This is a genomic window from Chryseobacterium polytrichastri (genome assembly GCF_900142445.1).
Taxonomy (GTDB): domain Bacteria; phylum Bacteroidota; class Bacteroidia; order Flavobacteriales; family Weeksellaceae; genus Chryseobacterium; species Chryseobacterium polytrichastri.
Genome location: NZ_FRAV01000016.1, coordinates 13,588 through 30,447 on the forward strand (window position 1 = coordinate 13,588; position 16,860 = coordinate 30,447).

General features: G+C 32.1%; 18 protein-coding genes. 7 read left to right on the forward strand and 11 right to left on the reverse strand.

From position 1 onward, the window contains the following. Nucleotides 1-21: 21 nt before the first annotated feature. Genes BUB80_RS11200 through BUB80_RS11205 form a run of 3 tightly spaced genes read left to right on the forward strand, consistent with a single transcriptional unit; the run spans nt 22 to nt 1,482 of the window. Nucleotides 22-594, forward strand: a complete 573-nt coding sequence (locus BUB80_RS11200) for a hypothetical protein (RefSeq protein ID WP_228433781.1) — start codon at nt 22-24, stop codon at nt 592-594. Continuing rightward, entirely contained in the window at nt 588-857 is a 270-nt protein-coding gene (locus BUB80_RS23830; RefSeq protein WP_228433783.1) for a helix-turn-helix domain-containing protein, read from the forward strand. Before BUB80_RS11200 ends, BUB80_RS23830 begins: the two co-directional genes overlap by 7 nt. A gap of 58 nt (nt 858-915) precedes the next feature. After that, on the forward strand, nt 916-1,482 hold the full coding sequence (locus tag BUB80_RS11205; protein ID WP_073293017.1) for a DUF417 family protein: 567 nt from the start codon (nt 916-918) through the stop codon (nt 1,480-1,482). A gap of 42 nt (nt 1,483-1,524) precedes the next feature. Here BUB80_RS11205 and BUB80_RS11210 read toward each other — a convergent pair whose 3' ends face one another. Both BUB80_RS11210 and BUB80_RS11215 read right to left on the reverse strand, forming a co-directional pair. Continuing rightward, nucleotides 1,525-2,118, reverse strand: a complete 594-nt coding sequence (locus tag BUB80_RS11210; protein ID WP_073293018.1) for a hypothetical protein — start codon at nt 2,116-2,118, stop codon at nt 1,525-1,527. 10 nt (nt 2,119-2,128) lie between these two features. Beyond that, nucleotides 2,129-2,635: an RNA polymerase sigma factor gene (locus tag BUB80_RS11215; RefSeq protein WP_073293019.1), complete on the reverse strand. Its 507-nt coding sequence runs from the start codon at nt 2,633-2,635 to the stop codon at nt 2,129-2,131. Between the two features lie 229 nt (nt 2,636-2,864). On the opposite strand from BUB80_RS11215, the gene BUB80_RS11220 reads away from it, so the two are divergent. Then, nucleotides 2,865-3,323 (forward strand): methylglyoxal synthase, encoded by a 459-nt coding sequence (locus BUB80_RS11220; protein ID WP_073293020.1) that lies wholly within the window; start codon nt 2,865-2,867, stop codon nt 3,321-3,323. A gap of 75 nt (nt 3,324-3,398) precedes the next feature. On the opposite strand, the gene BUB80_RS11225 is transcribed toward BUB80_RS11220, so the two are convergent. Further along, nucleotides 3,399-5,027 carry an NADP-dependent glyceraldehyde-3-phosphate dehydrogenase gene (locus tag BUB80_RS11225; RefSeq protein WP_073293089.1) on the reverse strand — a complete coding sequence of 543 codons (1,629 nt, stop codon included), beginning with the start codon at nt 5,025-5,027 and terminating at the stop codon, nt 3,399-3,401. 246 nt (nt 5,028-5,273) lie between these two features. Between BUB80_RS11225 and tpx the strand changes: the two genes are divergently transcribed. Further along, nucleotides 5,274-5,846: a thiol peroxidase gene (gene tpx / locus BUB80_RS11230; RefSeq protein ID WP_083547143.1), complete on the forward strand. Its 573-nt coding sequence runs from the start codon at nt 5,274-5,276 to the stop codon at nt 5,844-5,846. Between the two features lie 919 nt (nt 5,847-6,765). Here tpx and BUB80_RS11235 read toward each other — a convergent pair. After that, complete coding sequence (locus BUB80_RS11235; RefSeq protein WP_073293021.1) at nt 6,766-7,554, reverse strand: porin family protein; 789 nt, start codon at nt 7,552-7,554, stop codon at nt 6,766-6,768. A gap of 1 nt (nt 7,555) precedes the next feature. Continuing rightward, nucleotides 7,556-8,641 (reverse strand): PCMD domain-containing protein, encoded by a 1,086-nt coding sequence (locus tag BUB80_RS11240; protein ID WP_073293022.1) that lies wholly within the window; start codon nt 8,639-8,641, stop codon nt 7,556-7,558. A gap of 308 nt (nt 8,642-8,949) precedes the next feature. Here BUB80_RS11240 and BUB80_RS11245 point away from each other — a divergent pair, with 308 nt between their 5' ends. Continuing rightward, on the forward strand, nt 8,950-10,113 hold the full coding sequence (locus BUB80_RS11245; RefSeq protein ID WP_073293023.1) for a putative phage abortive infection protein: 1,164 nt from the start codon (nt 8,950-8,952) through the stop codon (nt 10,111-10,113). Nucleotides 10,114-10,122: 9 nt separating this feature from the next. Here the strand turns inward: BUB80_RS11245 and BUB80_RS11250 are convergent, their stop codons facing one another. The 6 genes from BUB80_RS11250 to BUB80_RS11275 all read right to left on the reverse strand — a co-directional run bounded on the left by BUB80_RS11250 (nt 10,123) and on the right by BUB80_RS11275 (nt 14,365). Further along, on the reverse strand, nt 10,123-10,881 hold the full coding sequence (locus tag BUB80_RS11250) for an NAD(P)-binding domain-containing protein (RefSeq protein WP_073293024.1): 759 nt from the start codon (nt 10,879-10,881) through the stop codon (nt 10,123-10,125). A gap of 67 nt (nt 10,882-10,948) precedes the next feature. Next, entirely contained in the window at nt 10,949-11,404 is a 456-nt protein-coding gene (locus BUB80_RS11255; protein WP_073293025.1) for a hypothetical protein, read from the reverse strand. Between the two features lie 8 nt (nt 11,405-11,412). Next, nucleotides 11,413-12,351 carry a tetratricopeptide repeat protein gene (locus tag BUB80_RS11260; RefSeq protein ID WP_073293026.1) on the reverse strand — a complete coding sequence of 313 codons (939 nt, stop codon included), beginning with the start codon at nt 12,349-12,351 and terminating at the stop codon, nt 11,413-11,415. Then, a complete protein-coding gene (locus BUB80_RS11265; protein ID WP_073293027.1) occupies nt 12,352-12,954 on the reverse strand; it encodes a TonB-dependent receptor plug domain-containing protein in 603 nt (200 codons plus the stop codon). It lies immediately after the preceding gene. Between the two features lie 60 nt (nt 12,955-13,014). Then, nucleotides 13,015-13,977: a cytochrome-c peroxidase gene (locus BUB80_RS11270; protein WP_073293028.1), complete on the reverse strand. Its 963-nt coding sequence runs from the start codon at nt 13,975-13,977 to the stop codon at nt 13,015-13,017. Nucleotides 13,978-14,026: 49 nt separating this feature from the next. Next, nucleotides 14,027-14,365: a hypothetical protein gene (locus BUB80_RS11275; protein WP_073293029.1), complete on the reverse strand. Its 339-nt coding sequence runs from the start codon at nt 14,363-14,365 to the stop codon at nt 14,027-14,029. A gap of 249 nt (nt 14,366-14,614) precedes the next feature. Here BUB80_RS11275 and BUB80_RS11280 point away from each other — a divergent pair, with 249 nt between their 5' ends. Next, nucleotides 14,615-16,816 (forward strand): nSTAND3 domain-containing NTPase, encoded by a 2,202-nt coding sequence (locus BUB80_RS11280; protein WP_073293030.1) that lies wholly within the window; start codon nt 14,615-14,617, stop codon nt 16,814-16,816. Nucleotides 16,817-16,860 lie beyond the last annotated feature (44 nt).

The window sequence follows — 16,860 nt, forward strand, 5'->3', positions numbered from 1 at the left end:
AATTTTCCTTAGTTTTATGGAATGAAAAGTAATTTTTTCTCTGTTGAAAAAAAGAATTCCGACGATTTTAAAAATAGTTTCGGAGACTCAATGTATCACATTTTTCTATTCAATGGAAATGGAAAAATCATCATAGATTTTGCAGAATATACCTTTCATGGAAGAACCGTATTTTTCTCATCGCCTTATCAGAATATTCAGATTTTAAGTCCGAATACCATTGATGTTGAAGTGCTTAATTTTCACGGAGATTTTTATTGTATTGAATTTCATAAAAAGGAAGTTGCCTGCAACGGATTGCTTTTTAACAACGTTTATCTTTTCCCTCATTTTGAATTAAGCGAAAAGGTTTATCTTGAAATTTCAGATTATTTTGCGAAAATTCAACAGATTGATCATCGTGAAGATTTTTCAAGTTCTGTTTTACAATCTTATCTGCAGCTTATTTTGGCTATTTCCAGCAAGGAAAAAAACAAATTATTGCCCGATAAAGAATTGATTAAAGATGATTTTAATGAACTGAAATCTTTTCAAAACTTAGTGGAAGAACATTTTCTCGTGGAAAAAACGTGTCCTTTTATGCAGACATGCTGAACATTTCACCCAATGCATTGAGTAAGAAAATAAAATCACGTTTCAATAAAACACCTTCTCAGATCATTCAGGAAAGAGTGATTCTGGAGGCAAAAAAACAAATTCATCTTACCCGAAAATCCATTAAAGAAATTGCAGTCGAACTCAATTTTAATGATGAATTTCATTTCAGTAAATATTTTAAAAAGTACACGGGCATTTCCCCTACTCATTTTCGCAAAGAAACAGGTGTCTCCATTGTGGCAGATTTGTACAAGCAATAGCCACAATCATCCATTCCATTGACTTTCTATTCATCCTAACTTTGTAAAAAAATAAGTTATGATCGAATTCTTAGCACACTCACAGAAAAATTTCATTCACTTTTTAAGAATAGGTATCTTCATTGTCATGGCGTGGATTGGAGGGTTGAAAGCCTTTCATTATGAAGCCGAAGGTATTGTTCCTTTTGTTGCCAACTCTCCTTTTATGAGTTTCTTGCTGAATAAAAGCGGGTCAGATACTGACAATTATAAACTCCACAAAAACAAAGAAGGCGAAATTGTTCCTCAAAATATAAAATGGCACGAGGCCAACGGAACCTATGTGTTTTCTTACGGATTAGGAACCGCGATTGCACTCATCGGAATCACGGTTTTATTAGGAATCTTTTATCCAAAAATAGGATTATGGGGAGGGATTTTAACGGCCGGAATGTCGTTCGTTACTTTATCTTTTCTTATTACCACTCCCGAAGTCTGGGTTCCTAATTTAGGTGGACCAGATCACGACTTCCCTTATTTGTCAGGAGCAGGCCGATTGGTTATAAAAGATATTATTATGCTTGGAGCCGGGATCGTTATAGCCTCCGACTCCGCCAAAAGCCTATTACAACGTAATAAAAATTAGTATGAAATATAGTTTCGGCGGGCTTTCAGCCCGCCGAAATTCTTATTTTAATTCTTTTAAAAGATTCTCTATTTGCTTAATGTATCTGCCATAATACATTTGAAATCCTAATCTTATTCCTATCACCCCTGCTATAACAGTAACTGCTATTGTATTGATAAATTGCCTAATAATTTCGGCATCCGTTTTCATGACAGCCTTTTCTGAAAAGTTAATCAGTAAAATCAGTTCACATAAAATAAATGGGATATAGGAGATATAAAACGAAACATAAGTTTCTTTAAAAACCTTTAGCTGATAATCTAATTCCAGCAAACTGTTATACGTATCAAAGCTTTCAAACTTTATCTTTCGGTATAACTTCATAAATTTCATCACATAAAAGATGGTTACCAATAAAGCAGAAATCACTAATGTTAAGGAGTACACCATCACAACTTTGCTTTCAACATAGAATGCAAGTCCTATAAAAATCCCAATAAAAGAAATAACAAACGACCAGAAATGTCTTACCATATTCTGCTGCATCTTTTTTAGGGGATGATTCATCTTATTCTTTTGTTCCAGCGTAATCGTTGGCGTTTCTTCAAAATGATCATCTTCATTCCATGCATTTTTTAATTCATCTATATTCATTGTTATTTGTTTAAAGGTTTGTATTACTAGAGAGTAAAAATTCTTTTAGCTTATTTTTGGCGCGGTTCATTTTCACCCTTACATTTCCTTCGGAAATACCCATTTGTTCAGCAATTTCTTTTCCGGAAAAATCTTCGAGATAATAAAAAATAAAAGCTTTATCAATGGGGTTTAGCTGATGAATTGCTTTGTACATTTTATCTAGCTTATCTTCTTTTTCATGATCATATTCATCTTGTATGATCTTGTAATTAGAAAAATCTTCATTAGCGATAAAACTTCTTTTCTTTTCAGACTTTAAAAAGACAATGGCAGTATTTAATGCAATTCTGTACAGCCAGGTTGAAAATTCACTTTGTCCTCTAAAGCCCGGATAGGCTTTCCAGACCTGATAGGTTATTTCCTGAAAAAGATCGTCGCGATCATCTTTTTCATCCATATACATTTTAGAAATCTTAAAAATGATTCCTTTATGTTTTCCGATTTTAGCTAAAAATTCCTGTTCTACTGAGGTCATGGCTTTTTACTCTATAGAGTTAGTTGTCTTTTAAAAATAATGTTACAACATTTCAACAAGAATTTAAAAATCTTATTTTTTTAAACATTCATTCGCCATTTGTGATTCTAATTAAAAACGAACAAAAACATATACAAACCTTAAAACGAACACATTAAACACCATATTTATTCAAATAAAGGTGATTTTATTTATTATTTATATCTAATTTTGATTAAAACTTGACAACATGAAAACACAAAAAATCCTTGGAATCACAAAATCTATTGCCCTTGTTGCCCATGATCAGAAAAAGAATGAATTAATAAAATGGACTCATCTTCATAAAGAAAAACTTTCCCAACATCGGCTTATTGCAACCGAAACAACAGGAAAACTAATTGAATCACAAGTTCATATTAAAACAAAAAAAGTAATGAGTGGGCCACTTGGCGGAGACCAGCAATTAGGCGCCATGATCTCTCAAGGAAAAATAGATATTATTATCTTCTTTTGGGATCCCATGGAAACACAGCCGCATGACAGTGACGTGAAAGCACTTCTTAGACTTGGTGTCGTATGGAATATTCCCATGGCTTGCGATACTGCAACAGCAGATTTTCTCATCACTTCCCCTTTTATGACAGAAGAATATACTGCTGAACATATTTGTTATAAAAGCTATCGTGATCGTAATTTGATCAAATAATAGTTAAAATAAAATCCTCTGCAAATCAAGAAGACTTACAGAGGATTTACTCTATTTATTGACCCCGAAATTTTATTAGAAAATATAATCGGTGCTTAAAAAGTTAGAGTCATGTTCTCTTACAATCGTATTGAGTAACTTTTTATTAGAATCTGTTAGTTTCGCTGCCACCAAAGAACGGATGGAAAACGAACGAAGGGCATCAAACACAGAAAGCGTTCCTTCTGCACTGTCTTTTCTTCCTGTGAACGGGAAAACATCCGGGCCACGTTGCGCCTGACAGTTGATGTTCACACGACTTACCAGGTTTACAAATGCATCGATCAGTTTTGAAACTTCCTGTGCATCTTCACTGAAAATACTTACCTGCATTCCGTGCGAAGCATTTACCTGATACTCGATTGGTTCATCAATATCTTCAAACGGCACCACAGGAATTACCGGACCAAACTGCTCTTCATGATACAGCTTCATCTCACTATTTACAGGATAAACAACCGCAGGAAATACAAATGAAGCTTCGTTATAACCTCCATTTTCATTCAATACTTTTGCACCTTTTGCAACTGCATCATCAATACATTCTTTCAGATAAGGTGGTTTATTTACTTCCGGAAGTGGTGTTATTTTCACATCTTTTTCCCAAGGAAGTCCAGCCTTTAATGCAGAAACTGCTGCTGTTAATTTTTGTGTAAACTCTTCCGCAACATCTTTTTGTACAAATATTAATTTAAGTGCTGTACAACGTTGTCCGTTAAACGAAAGAGCCCCTAAAATACATTCATTCACTGCCACATCCAAGTCAGCATTTTTAGTCACAATCGCTGCATTTTTAGCATCTAAACTTAAAATTGCTCGCAAACGATTTACTTTTGGATGTAATTTTTTCAATCCGTTGGCTACTTTACTGGAACCAATGAACGCCAAAACATTCACTTTCCCACTTTCCATGATTGGAGTAATGATCTCAGATCCTTTTCCGTATAACGTATTCACAGTTCCTTTCGGAAAGGCCTCTTTGAAAGCATTCAATAAAGGATAATGTGCCAAAACCCCATGCTTAGGAAGTTTAAACAAGATGGTGTTTCCCATGATCAAAGCAGGAATCAGTGTTGTGAAAATTTCATTTAAAGGATAATTAAATGGTCCCATACTCAATACCACTCCAAGCGGAGCACGACGAATTTGAGCAATCGTTCCTTCTGCCTGCTGGAACCTTGAAGATTCACGATCCAGATCTTTTAAAGCATCAATAGTTTGATTGATGTAGTCTACAGTTCTGTCGAATTCTTTCGTCGAATCTGGCAGCGTTTTTCCAATCTCCCACATTAATAATTTAATGATCAAATCCCTTTGTTCAATCATCAAGTATACAAACTTCTGCATGCATTTTATACGTCCCTCCACCGACATCGTTGGCCATTCCCCAAGACCGTTATCGTAAGCTTTTACAGAAGCTTCCAAAACATCCATTGCCTCTTTTGGACTGATATTAGGAATGCTTCCCAAGAGCTTTCTTTCCAGTCCGTTTTCTGTAGGAATGCAAATGGGTGAATAGATATTGGTAACTTCTCCATTCCATTCTACCAGTTCACCATTTAAAAGATAGGTTCGTTGATGAATTTCGGGTACTTTATATTCTTCGGGAATTTCGTTTTCGCTTTTGAAAATTTCGTGAAATGCTGAGCTATTTACTGAATCCATAAACATTTTATTTTTTTAATAATTTGAGTGTCGACTTTTGTCAGAATAAAGGTAGCCGTAAAAATCGATTTTAAAAATAGCAGGTTAATAGATTTGCTCTATTTAAGGTGTGTTTGAATTAAAATTAATCTTTGGCATTTGAAAAAAGAATAAATTTGCTTAGAAATTTTCAGTATTATTTTTAACGATCAAAGACACAAAACCTTTTGTGATCAAAACATTAAACAGACTTAAAAAATTAACATTATGTTTTCAAAATTAATTTTCAGCGCAGCAATATTTTTCTCAACATTGAGTTTTGCTCAAAATACTAAAACAGCCAATACCATTTTGATGGGAGGAAAACCTGTACATACCTATGCTAAACTACCAGCCGTAAATAAAGCAGCCCCTAAGTTCACCCTTACCGATGTTACCATGAAAGATCAAACCCTTGAATCTTACAAAGGAAAATACTTAATCCTTAATATTTTCCCGAGTGTAGATACCGGAGTTTGTTCGGCTTCTGTGCGTCATTTCAATGAAGATGCGGCTAATATTCCGAACACGGTTGTTCTTTGTATTTCTAAAGATTTACCTTTTGCTCAAAAGAGATTTTGTGGCGCTGAAGGAATAAAGAATGTTGTAATGCTTTCAGATTTCCGTTCTGATTTTGGAAAAACGTATGGTGTAGAAATTACAGATTCTGTAATGAAAGGGCTTTTAAGCAGAGCTGTTGTAGTGATCGATCCTTCAGGAAAGATTGTTTATGAAGAGCAGGTGGCTGATATTTCACAAGAACCTAATTATGAAGCAGCGATTAAAGCAGCTAAAAATTAAGTAGCTTTTTAAATAAATTCGAAAACCCTCTGACGATTAATATTGCTGGAGGGTTTTTATTGATATAGATATTTAGAGGCTGTTTAAATTTTAGTTAATAATGGATGTGTGAAAATTTCAAACCATTAAGAGGAATTTTAGTTGTTAAGGAAATTAAGAAAAAATTTATAAATTTTCTTAAGCGTGACGGCTTAAAGCAAAGCTCAAACTTAATATTCTAAAAACCTTACATAATCTTAATGTTGAAAAATGTAGGATGAAATTATTAAAATCACAGGCTCTTAGAGTCTGTCGTATTGTTGGTTTCCGCAAAGGCGCAAGGAGATTTATAAGGTGTATGCTTTAAGGCGCAAGGATTTTATCTACGATAAAATTGATTATGTTATAGATGAACCTACACTTTGTCAGAACTAAAAAAAAGTTTGGTTGAGATTCCTCCGAAATGACAAAAGAGGTTAATAATATTAGAACGAAAATTCTTTGATTTTCTTGCGCCTTAAAACAGCTTAAAGATTAAGAAACTTTGCGTCTTCGCGATTATCCAACAAAAAGAGACTCTGGTAATCAAAAATTGTTATAGAGTTTTTATTGATATAGAATGGTTAAACTTTATCTGATATGGTTGGTTTTTGCAAAGGCGCAAGGAGATTTATCAGGTATATGCTTTAAGGCGCAAGGATTTTATCTACGATAAAATGGATTATGTTATAGATGAATTTGCACTTTGTCAGAACTAAAAAAAGTTTGATTTAGATTCTTCCAGAAATCGAAGATTCGACGAAGTCAATGACAAAAGAGGTTAATAATATTAGAACGAAAATCTGCAATTTTCTTGCGCCTTAAAACAGCTTAAAGATTAAAAAAATTGCGTCTTCGCAATTATCCAACAAAAATATATTCTTCTTTTAATCACCTCAACTTAAAAACTATATCCCGCTCCTACATTCAGATAAACAGGTCTCATTTTAAAAGATATTGTTTTAAAGTCTGATTTAAATACATTATTTAATCCGACACTCAAATCACTAAAGACATTGAGGTGTTTAGAGAACTTCCAATTAGCCCCTAGCTGAATTCCATAAGAAAAATGTCGTAAGTCATTGGAGAAATCATAAGAAGCCGTTTTATCACCTTCAAAAACAACTTTAACTCCGGTAGGATCTCCTTCACGCAAGTAGCCATCAAAAACATATCCTGAGAAATTTTTATCGATGAGCAATGACCAGAAAGCACCTCCTGAAAAAGACCATCGGTTGTTCATCTTATAGGCGACCAACGTTGGAATGGTGATATAAGAATTGGCAACATGAGTAGACACACCGCCTGTCCAGTTTCCGGCTACTTTCTCCCCTTCTCCACCAATGATTTCCATGCTGTAATTTTTAACTCTGGAATCGGCTTTCATGCCTTTATTTTCCAATCGAATTCCTGTACTCCATCCCCAAGAACGTGGAGACTGATTCAGCCAATACACCACATTCCCCTCTATGCTCATATTCAGCATTGGATTAAAACTGTTCAGTTCCCGAATTTCAGCAGGCAGTGGAATTGGCGTAACGCCTCCAATATTCACTCCTACCCTCAACTGATATACGAAGACCCCCGATTCCTTTGGAGCAGGCTCTTGATCTTGTGCGCTGATCAATGAACTTCCTCCGAAAAGAAATATCGACAATGAGGTACAAAAAAGATATAGATTATTCTTCATTCTAATGAGTTAATTCAATTTCATCAATTAAAAGGGTACTTCCTACCGCACCTGCAAAGGTATCTCCATCAATACTTGAGGTAAAGACAAGCGACAGACTATATTTTCCGTCTATTAATTTTTGTTGGTCTATTGTCTGATTATTGATGACATCAAAAGGAATATAAAAAGCTGTCCAATCCGAAGCTTCAATTCGCTGAGCATCTGTAACACGGGCAATAGAAAAAATATTGGGATGGGTAAACTTATTGGTTCCGTCAAGGTATTTCAAATTGGCATCTGTTTCAAAGAAAACAGCATAGATATCCCAAGTATCTTTCTTGTTGGGCTGTACGACTCCGCCTTCTCTGTAAACCGGCCCGGCTGTATATTTAAAAAAACCTTTTACCCCTTTCGGAACAAGATCTACAGGCACTCCCAGATGTAAACTTTTCAAAGGATTGGAAATGGAAGATCCCAAATCAAATTCTCCCATAAACAAGTTTCCTGCTGCCATAGGTTTTCCCATTATGGCCCCTAAATTTCCGGTAGACTGAGTGGTTAATTTTACCCCTTGTCCAACTTTGCCATCTGCCAAACGAGCCGTTGGATACCCTTCCGAATTGGAAGACGCTCCCGTTAAGCTGAAACCTGCATTGCCACTGGCCCAATCCATGATGTTCTGATTATTTTGATCTGTTTCAAAAAACACATCATATTTACCGTTTTCAAGGCGCACATTTTCAAAACTGAACTTAGAACCAATGGTTGAAATAATATAAGACACCTCATATTTCTTTTGGTATTGATGATCCTCTGAGGTTACGGTATAAATTTGAGGCTTTGTAAAATTAAGAACCGTTCCACTTTCTGGAAAAATTGTTGCGCCTGGTGTTAAGGTAAAAACGGGTGCCTGTTGACTTAAATCTGTCGATGATTTTACTAATATCTGAATACGATCATTTTGTAAAATAGGATCTTTTCTCAGAATAAGCGGATCTACATGGCAGGATATAATATCAGCTTCAGCATTGGGAAGTTCCGGCCGAATGCACGACCAACAGAAACAGCTGACGATGAGCAATAGAATATAGTTGAAGTTTTTCATAGATTAGGGAATAAAAACAAGACGAACTTTTGAAAAGCCCGTCTTGAAGGTATGAATATTTTTTTTAATCGATTAAATACAAAGTTTATTTTCTTATGACATCCATTTTGATTAGTAATTTGTTCAACTATTTATTGATTTTTTTTAATTAAAATCTATCTCAGAGATTATACATTTTAGCAATAAATTAAAATTTTCTTATAAAAGAATATTAGTCACAGTTAAAAACCAAAAGATGCAATAATATTAACCATTTTTTTTATATTTACTAAAGACTGCTATAATATAAAACTAATAATATTTTTTTAATGAAAAGAACAATCCTTTTTTTCTCTTGGTCAATTATCGGATTAGGATTATTGATAATAATTATGTTTCTTATAAAATCCAATTTAGATGGATTTTCTATCTCTTTTAATGATACTACAAATTTCGAAAAGACGGGCCAATTTGGAGACTATGTAGGAGGAGTTATTGGAACCTTTTTTACTTTAGCAGGAACATTACTTCTAATTTTAACCCTAAAAGAACAACAGGACGAGAATAAAAGAAATGCATTTGAATCATATTTTTTCGAAATGATCAGATTACATAAAGAAAATGTAAGTGAATTTAAATATATAAAACATAAAAACGGAGAAGCTTCAATTTTTGAAAACAGACAAGTTATTAGAAAAATATTTGAAGAATTTATTGAATGCTATCGAGAGGTAAGAAAATTTTCTAACTCTGATATTGAAAAAGATTATATTTCTGATAAATATTTAATAATACTAAAAAAAATAATTAAATCAAATGATTTAATTATTAGTCCAATAGAATTAGCAAGAATTGATATTGCATACTCGGTAGTATTTTTTGGTTTAGGAACAGAAGGCGAAGGAATTATAAAAAAAATAATTAGAAAAAGATATAGACCCGAATACTATTATAAACTTTTATTTTACTTAAAACTTAAACCAAAAAAATCAAACAAAACTAGATATAAATTATGGGAAAAGTTAAGAAACTTACCTTTAAAGGATCTAATGGTAATAATTACCGAGTTATACAATAACAAGAATACACCAGAAAAAACTGAAGGATTATCTGAACTTTCTAGTGATTTCAAAATGCATCTGATTTATGAAAAATATTATGGAGGTCATCAGTTTAGATTAGGTCACTATTTTAGGCACTTATTTCAATCCTATAAATTCTTAAACGAAAATTTATATCTAAAAGATATACAAAAATATAATTATGGTAAAATGTTAAGAGCTCAGCTTTCAACATACGAACAAGCGATAATATTAATTAATAGTATTACCCCACTAGGAATGAAATGGGAATATTTAGCAGAAAAAGAACAAAACAAACTAATCACTAAATATCAAATAATTAAAAACTTACATGGTGAACAAATATTTGGCATAAGATATAAAATGTATTATCCAAATATAAAATTTGAAAGTGAAGAAACATTATTATAATATGATTACTTACAAATGAAAATACCTTGGATCCGGATATTCAAATTCAAAACCCAACTCTGAAATTAATTTTGCAGGTGATATCGTTCTCCCTTGAGTAGTACGTTCTCCTGAATACGGTAAATCTTTCTGAGCATTGATAATCTCTTCTTTATTAGGATGAACAGGCGCCACGACATTATATACTTTAGAATGAGATTCATTGTTCAGCATTTTTTCAACAACCGAACAAATATCAGCGTAATGAATATGGTTCACCAACAGATCCAAATTGGAAATATTATAATTCTTCAACAATCGTTGATCTCCCATTAATCCAGCCAATCTTAAAATATTGACTTGAGGAAATTTATTTTTTATAACACGCTCGCTTGGAATATCGTCCACCGATTTGTCGTCTTCTGTAAATTCTTTTTCAGCTTGGGGATAGACTCCCGTAGAACTCATCAAATAAAGCTGACCTTTATAATCTCCAAGGAATGTCAACAAGTTCTGAGCTTTTTCCTGCAATGGAATTTCCGCACCTCTTACTCCGGCAAAAGGAACCGTAATAATCACAGCATCCAATTGGCGTGCTACTTCCCATTCTTTCATCGTTTCAAGATGCTCGTCCGGAAAATCAACCAATGTGGTATGATATCCTTTTGACGTTAAATCTTCTATTTTAGAAGGAGATGTCGTGGTTGTGAAAATCTCATACTGACCAGATAATCTCTCTGCAATATGATCTCCCAGCCAGCCGCATCCTATAATTCCTATTTTTTTCATTGTTTAATTCTTTTGATTTATCAGTTACGAAAAACTGTTATTTGGAAACGTTACTTTAAAATCTTATTTAATCTCCATCTCCTCCAATATAATTAAATTCCTTTGTTGAATAATGCAAAAATAATAAAACCAATAAATCATCTACAGAATCATCCGCCTCTAGATAATACACAGGATCTTTAAATCTTTTTTTCTCAGTCCGGATTTCTATCAATAATTTTTCCTTCTCAAATAATTGATTGGTTACTCCCAACTTGAAATAATAAACTCTGACATTTCCCCCTGATTTGATAATCCTTTCCTTTGCTAAATCAGTGAAATAAATAACACCTTTAGCCGTAAAAAGTTCCAAATCGTTTTTCAGAAAACCGACGTTCCTGATGTCATAACTTCTGGAATTAAGGATGATATAATGCCTACCAAAAAAGAGCTTTCTGATATGGACAATTCTTCCCATTTCATCATGATTTTCTGAAACTAAAATAAATTGATTTTTAAGAAGCTGAGCGGTATATTTTTTCAAAAAGTAAACTATTTAAGCATTGGGAAAATCTTCTTTCTGAAGATGAAAATAATAAGTCCTGAAACAATCAATGCAAAAACAGAAACAAGCGTTTCCATCCATTGAGATCTTCTGGTTGGTTTTATTTGATACTTTCCTTCTTTTACTATTTTTCTTTCAATATTATCAATAACTTTTGGAGAATAAAGTTTACTTCTTTTTTCTATAATTTGCCCTGCATATCCATATTTTTCAGCCAATTGATAATCCTCCATTGCCTCTTCTTTATCTCCGATCATATATGAAATATTTCCTAAATCAAATAAGAGTTGCGCAACAATTTTATCTTTTGGTTTTACAAAAGTGATCCTTTCATTCAGTTGATAATATAGCTCTTGCCTAAGAGTTAATAAGTCTTTTTTCTGCATATCAGATGTTGGAAGTTTTTCTTTTCCAAAATCATTACCTAATAAAAATTCTGAATTTATAAATTGATCTCCCTTAATTTTAGCTCTTAAAATATTAACATGAATCCACTCTGAATCAAAATGAGATTTAGGATCAATTTTCACAGCTTTCTCAATCCATTTCAATGCTTCTGTATTATTCCCGATAAGTTCATATGCCGTTCCAATATTGGAAGCTGTAGAATAACGATTCGGTTCAAGAGTTTCAATCTTTTTATACAGTTCAATAGCTTCTTTGTATCTGCCTTGAATAATCAATATCAGTCCTTTATCTGATAAATAATTCAAATTATTAGTCTCCTTATAGCCTTTTTCAAGTGATTCTAAAACAGTAATTAAATCTTCTTTTCCTACGAACATATGACCATAAGGAACAAAACCATCATAATCTTCATAAAGCATTGTACCATCTTCTAGCTTTAAGGTGTCACCATTTAAACAAGCCAGTGTAGGAGCTGAAAATAGCACTCCGAAGAGTAAGCTATAGCAATATTTTTTCATTTACTCTTTTCTTTTACTCTTGATAACAATTACTCCATTTTTTCCTTTTTCGCCATAAACTGAAGTCGCAGAAGCTCCTTTTAAAACATTCACACTACCTATTACATTGGGGTTGAGTGCTCTAAACTCTTCTTCTTTAATTATTTTCTCATCCAACACAAATAAAGGTTTCGCAGTATTTAGTTTTTCAGAACGGATACCTCCTAAAATAATTCTGTTTTTATTTACCGTATCTTTTTTAACATTCGCCGGTGCAACATAAGGTTTTCCTTTAAAATTCCGTTGCTTAATGGTATCATTTTTAATTTCACAATGTTGCGCCTTTATAGAGACCATTCCTCCGGCAGTTAAAATAAATCCCACCGCAAATTTTGTAAAAAGCGAATTAATATAGGAATATTGGAGGTCTCTATTAAGTTGTCCTTCATTAAAATTCCCGCACACATTTTCTGAAGAATTCGAAAAAACATCTATAATTTCTTCATCCGAAGCAACGGTAAAATCTGTAACCTTTGTAGAACAAACCGCACAAAATCTTCCTTTTTCTTCAATTTTCATCTTGTCCCAGTTTTCATGACATGGTTTTGGTACTGTAATTTTCATATTAACTATTTATTACTAAAGATGCTTTTTCTTATACAAAGGTTGGAAACTGCTCCTCAACTATTTTATCTTTTGATATTCCCTATTTGAAACCATCACAGAATCATTAAGCGTTCTCAAAAAAGCCAACAAATTTTCTTTCTCCTTTGGACTAAAAACAATCGGATATTGAAGTTCTTTCGCTAAGGTCGGGCTTTTTTCTATACCTTTTTCGTAATGTTCCAAGACTTCATTCAGGGTTTGAAATCTTCCGTCATGCATATAAGGATAGGTGTAAGAAAGATTTCTGAGGCTTGGAATTTTGAACATCAGTTTATCTTCCGGTTCCATTGTTTTATTCCATTTTCCGTAATCTTTGAGTTCAGGATTAATAGGAAGTCCATTATTTGCAAAACCATAATTGGAAAACAAAGGCTCTGTATGACACGAACTGCAATTGTTTTTAAATAATTGATATCCATTAGCTTCCGCTTCGGTAAATTCTGCTTTGCCTTGCTTTACTTTATCATACTTAGAATTGGCAGAAACAATCGTCAATTGAAACTGCGAAAGTGATTTCATAATCCGTTCCGTAGTTGCTAAACTGTCACCAAAACTTCTGTAGAAAAGCGTTTTATATTCTTTTGATTTATTTAGTTTTCGGACAACCGCATTAATGTCCTCCCCCATTTCTTTTGGATGATTAATTGGAGCCAACGCCTGAACATCAATATTCACAACCGAGCCATCCCACATGAATTTCTTCTGCCAAGCAAGATTGAATATCGCGGGTGAATTTCGGTCGCCAATTCCATCTTCAATACCTTTGCTTAAACCATTTCCTGCATGGGAAAAGGCTTGGTTTGAATTATGACAGGAAGAACACGAAATCGTATGATCTCTCGATAAAATTGGGTCGTAAAATAGTTTTCTACCTAATTCTATTTTAGCACGTTTTAAGGGATTTGTTTTAAAGTCATACACCGGTTTTGGAAAATAAGAAGGATACACCAACGGAATTTCTTGAAGGCTGTAAAATGCCATCAGTATAAAAAGTGTGAGAAATCCGAGAGGTTTTAGTTTTGAATACACGTTATTTGATATCTTCTGTTTTCTTTTCTATGCGTTTTTTCATATCTTCTAAAATAACTTCTCCAGAAATTCCTTTTCCGTTTTCAAAGTCTTGTTCAGTTTGTTTCAATGATTCCAAAATTTCCTCTTTGGTTTCGTTTCTCCATTGTCTTAGTTCAATGGTTTTTGAAATGATTAAAAGCTCTTCTGGTGTAAATCTTTTTTCTTTCAGTTTTTTGAAAAAAGTAGGCTTTTTAATTCCAGATTCCTCAATAATATATGACATTTTGAAAGGAGAATTTTTTAAAATCTCATCAATACTATTTTGAATCTCGATATATTTTTCTATTTCTGCTATCATTATTTTACGTTTTTTGGTATCGTTTTATGATACAAATATAGGAAACAAATTGTTTTCTTAATAATCTTTTTCGATTTCTAGAGCTCTCTAATTATTACGAGCATCTTATATTAAAATCTCAGGGATTAGTTAATTTTGGCAGATTTTTTTTATCATAAGAAGTTAGATTATAGAAAATGTAATCAATCTTGAAATAAATAGTTTAACAGTTATTTGTATATTTGATTTACAAGAAAATTACCAGAAAATATGGCGCAATATGACTTCTCAACTTTAAGCAGCTCAGATCTTGAAGATTTAGTTTGTGATCTTTTAAATGCCGAAGTTCCAAATGATTCTCCAATTAAATATAAAACTTTTAAAGATGGTAAAGATCAAGGAATTGATTTATTATATTCTACAGAACATAACACACATGAACATGTTGGACAAGTAAAACATTATTATAGGACAGGTTTTGATGGGATGTTTCGAAAACTAGAAAATGAAGAAGTCGAAAAAGTTAAAAAACTTGCTCCAACAAATTACATCTTCGCAACTTCAGTAGATCTTGGAGTAGGAGATACAAAAAAAATTAGTGATATTTTTCATCCATACATTAAGAATTTGAACGACATATATGGTAAAAAAGATTTAAATAGACTAATAGAAAGTCACGAAGATATTCTAAACATACATTATAAGTTATGGTTTTCGGATACATCAGTTTTAACAAAAATCTTAAATTCCGATCTTCAATTTCGATCAACAGATTTTATTGAATATGAATTAGCAAAAAGAATAAGGTTTTATGTAAAAACTCCACTGTTTGATGTTGTGAGAGATAGCTTGAAAGAAAACAATTTTGTAATAATTACGGGAGATCCTGGTGTTGGTAAAACAACTTTAGCTGAGATGTTGACATACGAATATATAAATGAAAACTATCAACTTCTTTATATACTTGATGATATTAAAGAGATTGACAGAGTACTTAAAAATGATCTGTCTAAGCAGATATTTTACTTTGATGACTTTTTAGGTAGTAATTCTGCAGAAATAAATAAAGCACAAGGAAGTGAAAGTGCACTTTTAGGAATTATTGGAAGTATAAAAAGGATGACAAACAAAAAATTAATTTTTACTACAAGAAGTATTGTTCTAAATACCGTAATACAGAAATCAGATCGATTTAGAAGATTTAGCAAAAACTTAAATGAGGCTGTTTTTCATCTAAAAGAATATTCAGAAAATATCAAAGAAAAATTACTTAGAAACCATATTGATGAATCTGAAATGGCTGATGATTTAAAATCTTTAATTGAAAGAAAAGATTTATTTGATTTTATTACATCACACAAAAACTTCAATCCTAGATCTGTAGAATTTATTACATCAAAAGAAAACGTTGAAAAATACAATGCTAAAACTTTCGAAAAATACATTCGTGAAAATTTTAATAATCCAACAGAAATTTGGAAACATGCTTATGAACAACAAATTGATTACATAGATCGCTGGCTACTAAGTACACTTTTAACATTTAATGAAAGGGTAGATATAAATTTACTAGAAAAAGCTTTTAATAAGAGAATTGATTATTGTACTTCCAAAGATTCCGTTCTTCCAATAAATCCATTTAAAAATGCCCTAGATAAGCTTGATAAAGGATTTATCATTAGAAAAAATAATACTGTGGATTTTATTAATCCTTCTCTAAAAGACTTTTTAATAAATTATATTCAAACTGATACAAGAGAAATAAATTTAATGGTAGATTCTATTAAATATATTCAACAAGTTTCTGAATTAGTTTTATCACTAACTGAATTCCATAATATATTATTTCCAGCAGATTTAGTTTTAGATATGATGAATAATTATGATAGTTATGTTAGAAAATCTTTCCGAGATGAAGATCTAATTCACTTAGCAACTTTTGTAAATTCTCATTTTGAAGAATATACTAAATATGACTTTTTAGTAAAAATCATTAAAGATATCAATGACTGGGAGGCTCTTCATACTAATTATAGACTAAATATAGCCTTTAAAAAATTTGTTACGGAAACAAATGAAAATTATTATGTTAAAAAAGCCTTGGATAGTAGAACCGAAGAAATAGTTAATGAACTTGTTATTGGAGAATACGATATTGAGTCAGCTGTAGAACTTCTGGAAAATTTAAAAGATACTTTTGATATTGATTTTCATGCTTTTGACTCGTATACAATTATAAATCATCTAGATAGCATTTTTTCTGATTACATATTTACTGAAGCTGAAAATCTTAAAGATTGGGCAACTGATACAACAGAAGTAAATGAAATTATAGATAAATTAAATTATTTGGGTGAAAAAATTAATGATTTAGGATTATCTTATGAAATTAATTTATCTGAGCTAGATTGTGATTGGGATGAAATAGCTAGAATAAATGAATTCAATCGTCAAATGGAAAAAAATGATTGAAACCAATATTAAAAATTACAAAATCAATATTACCACAAAAAAAA